The organism is Streptomyces sp. NPDC049577 (assembly GCF_040675635.1).
Taxonomy (GTDB): Bacteria; Actinomycetota; Actinomycetes; order Streptomycetales; family Streptomycetaceae; genus Streptomyces.
The window spans coordinates 1-8,165 of sequence record NZ_JBFAPH010000282.1 but is presented as its reverse complement, the minus strand read 5'-3'; the positions used below and the strand labels follow the sequence as shown (position 1 = coordinate 8,165).

Genomic DNA, 8,165 nt, shown 5'->3' with positions numbered 1-8,165 from the left:
CCGCCGGGAGCGGATCCCGCGCCCGCGCCTCCCGCGCCCGGCGGGACCGGCGGCCCGGAGCCCGCCCCGCCGCCCGGCGACCGTTCCGACCCGCGTCCGCCCGGGCAACCCCCGGCCCCGCCACCGGCCCCTGCTCCCCGGCCCCCGGACCCGCAGCCACCGGCCCCTCCGCAGCCGCCGCAGCCTCCGCAGAAGCCGGCTCCCGCGCCGCCGTGGAAGTCCTGCCGCCACTACTCCGGGACCGCCCTCACGCAGTACGGCGACAAGGGGGACCGGGTACGCCAGGTGCAGTGCATCCTCAAGGCGCGCGGCTACGACATCGGCCCCCACGGGGTGGACGGCGACTTCGGCCCCGACACGCGCACGGCCGTCAAGCGCTTCCAGAAGGCGCACCACCTGGACGCCGACGGCCAGGTGGGCAAGGACACCTGGCCGGCGCTGCGCGGCTGAGGCGCGCGGCTCACCCGCGCAGGAAACCGTCCCCGTGCGCGGCGATGTGGGCCTCCAGGGCGCTGAGCGCCTTCTGGGTCGCCTCGGGCGTGCCCGATCCGCGCCGCTCGGCGTAGTAGGCCGCGCCGAGCTTCTTCAGCAGGTCGTTGCCGGCGCGCTGCTGCTGGACCTCGTCCACCTTCTGCTTGCCTTGGTTGAGGGCGCTCTGGGCCTGCTCCTTGGCCCGGCCGAGGAATCCCGCCATGTCTGCCTCCAAGCTCGGTGTCCGGTCAGTGTGCGGGACCGGCCCGTCCCGGGGGAGGCGTTCGCGGAAGCGTCACGCGATCGGGGCCACACCGCATCGGGCGCCGCCGGTCCCGCCTCTGCGGTATTCGCTCGGCGTCATCCCGTACGCCCGCTTGAAGGCGCGGCTGAAGACCGTCGCGTCGCAGAAGCCCCACCGTGCCCGGATCGTCGCCACGCTCTGCCCGGCCAGCACCGGATCGCCCAGGTCGGCCCGGCAGCGCTCCAGCCGCCGGGCGCGGACGTACCGGCTGACCGTCGAGTCCTCCTGGCGGAAGAGGTGGTGCAGATAGCGGACCGAGATGTGGTTCCCCCGGGCGATCCGTACCGGTGACAGGCCGGGGTCCATGAGATGGCCGTCGATGTACGCCTTGATCCCCCGGAGGAGGGCCGTCTGCCGCGACTCGGGCGAACCGCCGGCCGGACCGGCCGGACCGGTGAGGACGGCGAGTGCCAGATCGACCGCCGCACGCCCCAGCCAGCCCGCCTGCGAGGTGCCGGGTGCATCCGCGTCCTCCGCGAACCCTTCGAGGAGCTGGGCGAGGAGCACCGCCGGCCCGCTGTCCGCCGGCACCCTCCGCCCGGCCATGCCCCGCAGGACCTGCCGGGGGAGCGGCAGCGAGCCGTCGGGAAGGTGCAGGGCGATCGCCCGGGACGCCACGCCGGCGTCCATCAGCACGGCCGCCGCGAAGGACTCCGTGGCGTCCCACAGCACGAGATCCCCGGGGGCCAGCCGAGTGGCGCCGCGGGGGCCGCGCAGCATCAGGGGGCCGCCGGCCACCAGGACCAGCTGCCATGTCCCGTACACGGGAACGCCGGAGGCGGGCAGCGCGGGAAAACGCAGAACCGACAGGCGCGCGGACCCCAGCTCCAGCTCCACGGGAACCGTTCGCGCCCCGGCGAGTGCGGTCGTCATCCTTCCCCTCCCACGGCCTTCCGGCCGGAAGCGGCCGGGCAACGACCGTAGAACACAAGGGGATGGCGGGGCGTACCGCGCGTGATGGAGATGTCCGGTAAACCTCAGCGGTACCGGCGCCTCCCCCGCGTCCCGGGCGCCGGCGGATCAACCCGCGGACGCGGCCCCGCAGATCGGGGCCGTGCCGCCGTCCGTGACGAAGACGGCGTAGCCGTCGCAGCCGCCCGGGTGGTGGGAGAAGTGGTACTGCAGACGCCACGGCGGCGTGCCCATCGGCTTGACCAGCGAGACGTACCGGAACGCGTCGCCGTGTCCGGCCGCCGTGAGCCGGGCGTACGCCTCGGCGGGGGTCATCGTGACCTTCTCCTCGATCGGCAGCGCGCCCACCCAGCGGCTGCCGTGCACCCGCACCGGGCCCAGGGTGCCGTCGAGGTCCCCGCTGACCTCGGCCGAGGAGTTGCCGCGGTCGTTGAAGACGAACCGCCAGTGCGAGACCCGGCTCATGTCCCGCGTCGGCCCGGCCGGCGCGTCGCCCTCCGCGACCATCAGCACGGCCTGCGGATGGTCCGGGCGGACCTTCGCCGTCGCCCGCTCGGTCAGCTCGGCCAGTGACAGCCGCGCCCCGGTCCGGTCCGCCGAGTGGGCGGAGGCGGCGGGGAGCGCCGGCAGGGCGAGCCCCAGCGCGGCGGCGAGCGGAACGGCCGCCAGGGTGCGGGAGATGACGGTACGCGCGGTCATGCGGTCCTCCGTACGCCGGGAACGTGATCGGCCTCCACGTTGCCCTGCCGGAGCTGCCGTGTCCGGGCGGATTCGCGCCGTTCCTCAGCCGCCGACGCAGGAGTCGAGGGCCTCCAGCAGTTCGACGGCCGACGGCTCCCAGGAGCGGTCGCCGCCGAGGATGCGCAGGGCCGAGCCCCGTACGACGGGAACGCGCGCGCCGTCGAGGCCCTGCTGCCGGAGCATCTCGCGGACCTGCCGCTCGGTCCGGTCGGTCACCGCCGGATCGCCGACCGCGTCGCACTTGTTGAGGAAGACCACGAGGTGCCGCAGACCGGCCGTACGGGCCAGCCGCAGGTGCCGCCGCGTGCGGGGCTGCACGCTGTCGGGGGCCGAGACGACGAGGATCACGCCGTCCAGCCGGGTGCTGCGCAGCAGGTCCTCGACATGGGCCGCCGAGGCGTCGAAGTGGGTGTAGTGCCGCTCGGGCGTCGCGTAGGCGCTGTGGGCGCTGTGCACGGCGACCTCGCCGACCGTCCGGCCCGCCGCCTCCACGATGCTCTCCACCGCCCGGGCGTCCTGCCGGTACGACTTCGCCGCCGCCTTCCCGATGGCGGCGGCCAGCGTGGTCTTGCCGTGCCCGGCGTCGCCGATCGCGCCGATGACGGCATGGGCGCCGCCGTTCCCTGTCCGGTTCCCGGCCATGGATGCCTCCCGTAGGTCCTTCCGAGCGGCTGCCCCGGCCGGCTCCGGCGATGCGGGGCGCACGGTCGCGCCGGGGGAGCACAGGCGCGCGACCGGCGCTCGGGGCGGTCCGGGCGTCCACGGGTCTCAGCCGGGGTGCTCACCGGGCCGGATGCGGCCGCGCCAGGCACCGGTCTCGTGCCCGCGGCGCTCGATGTACGTCTTGAACCGGCGCAGATCGCTCTTCACGAGGCGCCCGACCAGCCCCGCGCGGTCCGCGGCCTTCTCCGCCGCGCCGTGGGGCTCGACCTCCATGACGAGGGCCACGCGGGTGCGGTGCGGGTCCAGGGGCCGGAAGACGACCGTGCCCCTGTGCCGGGTCGCGCCGTCGGTGACGCGCCAGGTGATCCGTTCGTCCGGCAGCTGGTCGACGATCTCCGTGTCGAACTCCCGGCGGAGCCCGGCGACCTTCGCCGACCAGTGGTTGTGCCGGTCGTCTAGCTGTCTGACCTGCTCGACGCCCTTCATGTAGCGGGGGAACTCCGTGAACTGCGTCCACTGGTTGTAGGCGGTGCCGACGGGGACCTCGACCTCCACCGCTTCCTTGAGCGTGCTCATCGCCACGCCTCCTCTCACCGGAGCCGGATCCTCCTTCTTCCAGGCTCCCCCTTGACCGCGGGGGCGTGCGCGCCGGGGGACGCCGGCGCGGAGCGAGCGTGTCCGTTCCGTGCGCGAGCGACTGCGCTCGGTACCGTGGGCGCGTGCCTGCCGCGGTCGTCCTCTTCACCTGTGACCTGCGCCTGCACGACCACCCGCCGCTGCGTGCCGCACTGGCGGCCGGGCGGGAGGTCGTCCCGCTGTTCGTCCGGGACCGGGACATCGACGCCGCGGGCTTCGCCCCGCCCAACCGCCGCGCGTTCCTCGCCGACTGCCTGGCCGACCTCGACGCCGGGCTCCGCGCGCGGGGCGGCCGGCTGGTCGTGCGCTCCGGAGACGTGGTCGAAGAGGTGACGAGGGCCGTCACCGAGGCCCGCGCGGCCGACGTGCACCTGTCCGCGGGGGCCAGCGCGTACGCGCAGCGCCGCGAGGCGCTCCTGCGCGCGGCGCTCGCCACGGCGGGGGCACGGCTGCACGTCCACGACGCCGTGACGACCGCCCTCCCGCCGGGCGCGGTCGTACCGGGCACCTCCGACCACTACGCGCTCTTCACGCCCTACCACCGGCGCTGGGCGCGCGAGCGGATGCGCGACGTCCAGCCGGCCCCGCGCACGATCCGCGTCCCGGACGGCATCGGCTCGGAGCAGCCGCCCTCCCGCGCGGAGGTGGCCGGCACCTCGCCGGGGCTGGCCCGGGGCGGCGAGCGCGAGGGCCGCCGCCGGCTGGCCGCCTGGCTGCGGCACGGCCTGCCGCGCTACCACGAGCTGCACGACGACCTGGCCGCGGACGCCACCTCCCGGCTCTCCCCGCACCTGCACTTCGGCACCCTCTCCGCCGTCGAGCTCGTACACCGCGCCCGCGAGCGGGGCGGCCCGGGCGCCGAGGCGTTCGTCCGGCAGCTGTGCTGGCGCGACTTCCACCACCAGCTGCTCGCCGCGCGCCCCACCGCGGCCCGCGCCGACTACCGCACCCGGGACGACCGGTGGCGCACCGGGCCCGCCGCCGACCGGGACGTCCGGGCCTGGCAGGAGGGGCGCACCGGATATCCCGTGGTGGACGCCGCCATGCGCCAGCTCCGGCACGAGGGCTGGATGCACAACCGGGGCCGGCTGATCGTCGCGAGCTTCCTGACCAAGACCCTCTACGTGGACTGGCGCGTCGGCGCCCGTCACTTCCTCGACTGGCTGGCCGACGGCGACGTGGCCGACAACCAGCTCAACTGGCAGTGGGTGGCCGGCACGGGCACCGACACCCGGCCCCAGCGCGTGCTCAACCCCCTCCTCCAGGCCAAGCGGTACGACCCCGGCGGCGCCTACGTGCGACGGTGGGTGCCCGAACTGGCCGGCGTGCCCGGCCCGGCCCTGCACGAACCCCGGAAGCGGCCCGGCGCGGAAGGGGGCCGCAGCGGCTATCCGGCCCCGGTCGTCGGCCTCGCCGAGGGGCTGGCCCGCTTCAGGGCCGCGCGCGGCCGCTGACCGGTTCCGGCCCCCGGACCGTACGGGGTCAGGGCAGCCGGCGGCGGGCGACGCGCGTGATGTCCTCCCCGGTGACCGTCCCGATCAGGTGCCCGTCCTCCACGACGAGGATCACCATGTGCGGCGTCGGGACCACCCGGTCCAGCACCTCGACCAGGTCCTCCCCGGGCGTCGCGACCGTGCACTGCGCCAGCGGCACGGCCAGCTCCCGTACCCGGACCTCGGAGCGCCGCGACGCGGGGACGGCCATGAGCCGGTACCGCTCGGCCACCCCGCTCGGGCGCCCCTCGAAGTCGAACACCGGGACCGCCGGGCGCTGGGTCCGCGCCATCTCCGTCGCGAGGAAGTCCTCCACCGTGCGCCAGTCGGGTCCGGCGACGGCGGGGGACGTCATCGCGTCGGCGACCCGTACCCCGGCCAGCGCCGCCAGCACCACGGACTGACGCACCTCGGCCAGGGCCGAGACGCTGACGAAGCCGCCGATGAGCATGAGCCACAGGCCGCTGTTCAGGCCGCGCGTCAGCTCGGCCCAGCCGAAGGCGATCATCAGAAAGCCGGCGACCTGGCCGCTCCGCCCGGCCACGCGCTGTGCTCGCGAGCGGTCGCCGGAGCGCCACCAGACGGCCGACAGCACGATCCGCCCGCCGTCCAGCGGGGCGGCCGGCAGCAGGTTGAACACTCCCAGCAGCAGATTGGCGCCGCCCGCCCAGACCAGCACGGCCGAGACCACCGGCCAGTGCAGCAGGCGGTCGACGCCGAAGCCGGCCCCGATCCCCAGGCCGCCCAGCGCCACACTGGCCAGCGGCCCGGCCACGGCTACCGTGAACTGGGTGCGGGGCGTGGCGGCCCGGCCCAGCCGGGTGACGCCGCCCAGACCCCACACGGTGATGTCCAGCACCCGGATCCCGGCCCTCCGGGCGGTCACCGCGTGCGCCGCCTCGTGCAGCAGCAGGCTCACCGTGAGCAGGACGGCGCCCGCCAGCCCGGCCGTGTCGTAGACGGCGGTGGACCGCCCCGGCACCCAGGCGGGCAGCGTCCCGCCGGCGAGGCCGACGCCGAGGAAGACGATGAGCACGGGCGCGCTCCAGTGCATCCGCAGCGGTATGCCGAGGAAGCTTCCCAGGGGAATCGAGCCGCCCATGCCTCCATCATCCGACAGTCGTCACGCCACCGCGCCGAACGCGTAGTACAGGGCGTAGAGGATGGCGGGCAGCGCGCCCACCAGGCCGGTCATGGCCGCGATCACCATGGGGAGCCGTTGTGTCGCCCGCAGCGCCCTCGCGAGGTACGCGACCAGAACGAAATAGGCCAGGGTCACCACGACCCCGGCCACGAGCCACGCCGATGGACTCAATGCCTGCATGACAGCCCTCTTCTCCTTGCGGACGTGCCCAGTCCGGAAACGCCGGCACGCGCGGCAAGGGGCCGTCGACGGCTCGTGGCATGGGGAGCCCGGTCCGCTCGCGGCAACGTGGCGACGACTACGACGGTAGCCCAAAAGACTTCTGAGACAACAGAGTTGGGGGAAGAATGGAGCAGGGCCCCGGGGGTGCCGGCCCCCGGGGCTCGTCCTGCTCGTGCCAGCTCCGGACTGGGCAAGCCGCAGAGACTGTCAGCAGCCGACTCTGTCACCCGGAGATATACGATCGATATACGCGCATGTCACCGCCGTTGCTACCGTGTTCGGGAGAGGGGGTGGCGGTGGACGACGGACGGCTGCGCTTCTCGGTGCTCGGCCCGGTGCGGGCCTGGCGCGGCGATGTTCCGTTGCCTGTCGGGAGTCCGCAGCAGCGGGCGCTGCTCGCCGCGCTGTTGTGCCGCGCGGGGCGCGTCGTGACCAGCGCCGAGCTGGTGGACGGGCTGTGGGGCGAGGAACCGCCGAGCCAGGCGCTGGCCGTGACCCGTACCTATCTCTCCAGGCTTCGCAAGGTGTTCGGGGCCGACGCCGGCGCCCTGGTCAGTGAGGCGGGCGGCTACGTGATCCGGGTGGCAGACGACGCGCTTGACCTCGCCGTCGCCGAACGGCTCGCGGAGGAGGCCGAGCAGGAGTACGCATCGGGGAACCGCGAGGCCGCACGCGCGCTGATCGGCAGATGCCTGGCCCTGTGGGACGGCGAGCCACTGGCGGGCCTGCCCGGCCCGTACGCGGAGAGCCAGCGCGCCCGGCTGGAGGAGTGGCGCCTCCGGCTCCTGGAACGACGGCTGGAGCTGGACCTCGAAGCCGGCCGGCACGCCGATGTCGTCTCCGAACTGACCGCGCTGACCGCCGCGTACCCGTTGCGCGAGCGGCTGCGCGAGCTGCTGATGCTCGCGCTCTACCGCGGCGGCCGGCAGGCCGAGGCGCTCGCCGTCTACGCCGACACCCGCCGGCTGCTCGCCGACGAACTCGGGGTCGATCCCAGCCCCGAGCTCTCCGAGCTGCAACAGCGCATCCTCCAGGCCGATGCCGGGCTGACGGGCCCCCACCGACGGGACGGCAGCGACCTGCCCGCACCGTTCGTCCGGCCCGCCCACCTCCCGGCCACCGTCCCCGACTACACCGGCCACGACGGCGTGGTACGCGAACTGGTCGACGATCTCGCCACCGCCGACGACGGACAGGTCGTGGCGATCTCGGCGCTGGCGGGCCTCGGCGGCGTCGGCAAGACGACCCTGGCCGTGCACGTCGCCCACGCCGCCCGCCACCACTTCCCGGACGGCCAGCTCTACGTCGACCTTGGGGGCTCGTACGCCCGGCCGTCCGACCCGCACGCTGTCCTCGGCGACTTCCTCTCCGCGCTGGGCGTGCCGGACAGCCGTATCCCGGGCAGTCTCGACTCCCGCTCGGCGCTGTACCGTTCGGTGCTGAACGACCGTCGCGTCCTCGTCCTGCTGGACGACGCCCGCGACGCCGCCCAGGTCCGCCCGCTCCTGCCCGGCACCGAGGGCTGCGCCGCCCTGGTCACCAGCCGCACCCGCATGGTCGACCTCGCCGGCGCCCACCT

At 74.9% G+C, this 8,165-nt stretch carries 10 protein-coding genes; 3 read left to right on the top strand and 7 right to left on the bottom strand.

The window, feature by feature from the left end; genetic code table 11:
* The coding region (locus AB0K09_RS25400) for a peptidoglycan-binding domain-containing protein (RefSeq protein WP_366067701.1) at positions 1 to 450 on the top strand (450 nt) is incomplete at its 5' end.
* Positions 451 to 460: 10 nt separating this feature from the next.
* Here the strand turns inward: AB0K09_RS25400 and AB0K09_RS25395 are convergent.
* The 5 genes from AB0K09_RS25395 to AB0K09_RS25375 form a co-directional block, all read right to left on the bottom strand.
* Positions 461 to 694, bottom strand: coding sequence for a hypothetical protein (locus tag AB0K09_RS25395; protein WP_366067700.1), 234 nt, complete (start codon positions 692 to 694; stop codon positions 461 to 463).
* 72 nt (positions 695 to 766) lie between these two features.
* On the bottom strand, positions 767 to 1,648 hold the full coding sequence (locus AB0K09_RS25390) for a helix-turn-helix domain-containing protein (protein ID WP_366067699.1): 882 nt from the start codon (positions 1,646 to 1,648) through the stop codon (positions 767 to 769).
* Positions 1,649 to 1,795: 147 nt separating this feature from the next.
* Positions 1,796 to 2,386 carry a hypothetical protein gene (locus AB0K09_RS25385; RefSeq protein ID WP_366067698.1) on the bottom strand — a complete coding sequence of 197 codons (591 nt, stop codon included), beginning with the start codon at positions 2,384 to 2,386 and terminating at the stop codon, positions 1,796 to 1,798.
* 84 nt (positions 2,387 to 2,470) lie between these two features.
* Positions 2,471 to 3,070, bottom strand: a complete 600-nt coding sequence (locus AB0K09_RS25380; RefSeq protein ID WP_366067697.1) for a GTP-binding protein — start codon at positions 3,068 to 3,070, stop codon at positions 2,471 to 2,473.
* A gap of 126 nt (positions 3,071 to 3,196) precedes the next feature.
* Positions 3,197 to 3,667 (bottom strand): SRPBCC family protein, encoded by a 471-nt coding sequence (locus AB0K09_RS25375; RefSeq protein ID WP_366067696.1) that lies wholly within the window; start codon positions 3,665 to 3,667, stop codon positions 3,197 to 3,199.
* Between the two features lie 143 nt (positions 3,668 to 3,810).
* Between AB0K09_RS25375 and AB0K09_RS25370 the strand changes: the two genes are divergently transcribed.
* Positions 3,811 to 5,181, top strand: coding sequence for a deoxyribodipyrimidine photo-lyase (locus AB0K09_RS25370; RefSeq protein ID WP_366067694.1), 1,371 nt, complete (start codon positions 3,811 to 3,813; stop codon positions 5,179 to 5,181).
* A gap of 28 nt (positions 5,182 to 5,209) precedes the next feature.
* Here AB0K09_RS25370 and AB0K09_RS25365 read toward each other — a convergent pair whose 3' ends face one another.
* Together AB0K09_RS25365 and AB0K09_RS25360 are read right to left on the bottom strand one after the other, a co-directional pair.
* Complete coding sequence (locus AB0K09_RS25365) at positions 5,210 to 6,322, bottom strand: site-2 protease family protein (protein ID WP_366067693.1); 1,113 nt, start codon at positions 6,320 to 6,322, stop codon at positions 5,210 to 5,212.
* A gap of 21 nt (positions 6,323 to 6,343) precedes the next feature.
* Positions 6,344 to 6,544, bottom strand: a complete 201-nt coding sequence (locus AB0K09_RS25360) for a hypothetical protein (RefSeq protein WP_366067692.1) — start codon at positions 6,542 to 6,544, stop codon at positions 6,344 to 6,346.
* Positions 6,545 to 6,840: 296 nt separating this feature from the next.
* On the opposite strand from AB0K09_RS25360, the gene AB0K09_RS25355 reads away from it, so the two are divergent.
* Positions 6,841 to 8,165, top strand: a 1,325-nt coding sequence (locus AB0K09_RS25355; protein WP_366067691.1) for a BTAD domain-containing putative transcriptional regulator, incomplete at its 3' end; no start/stop codon positions are given.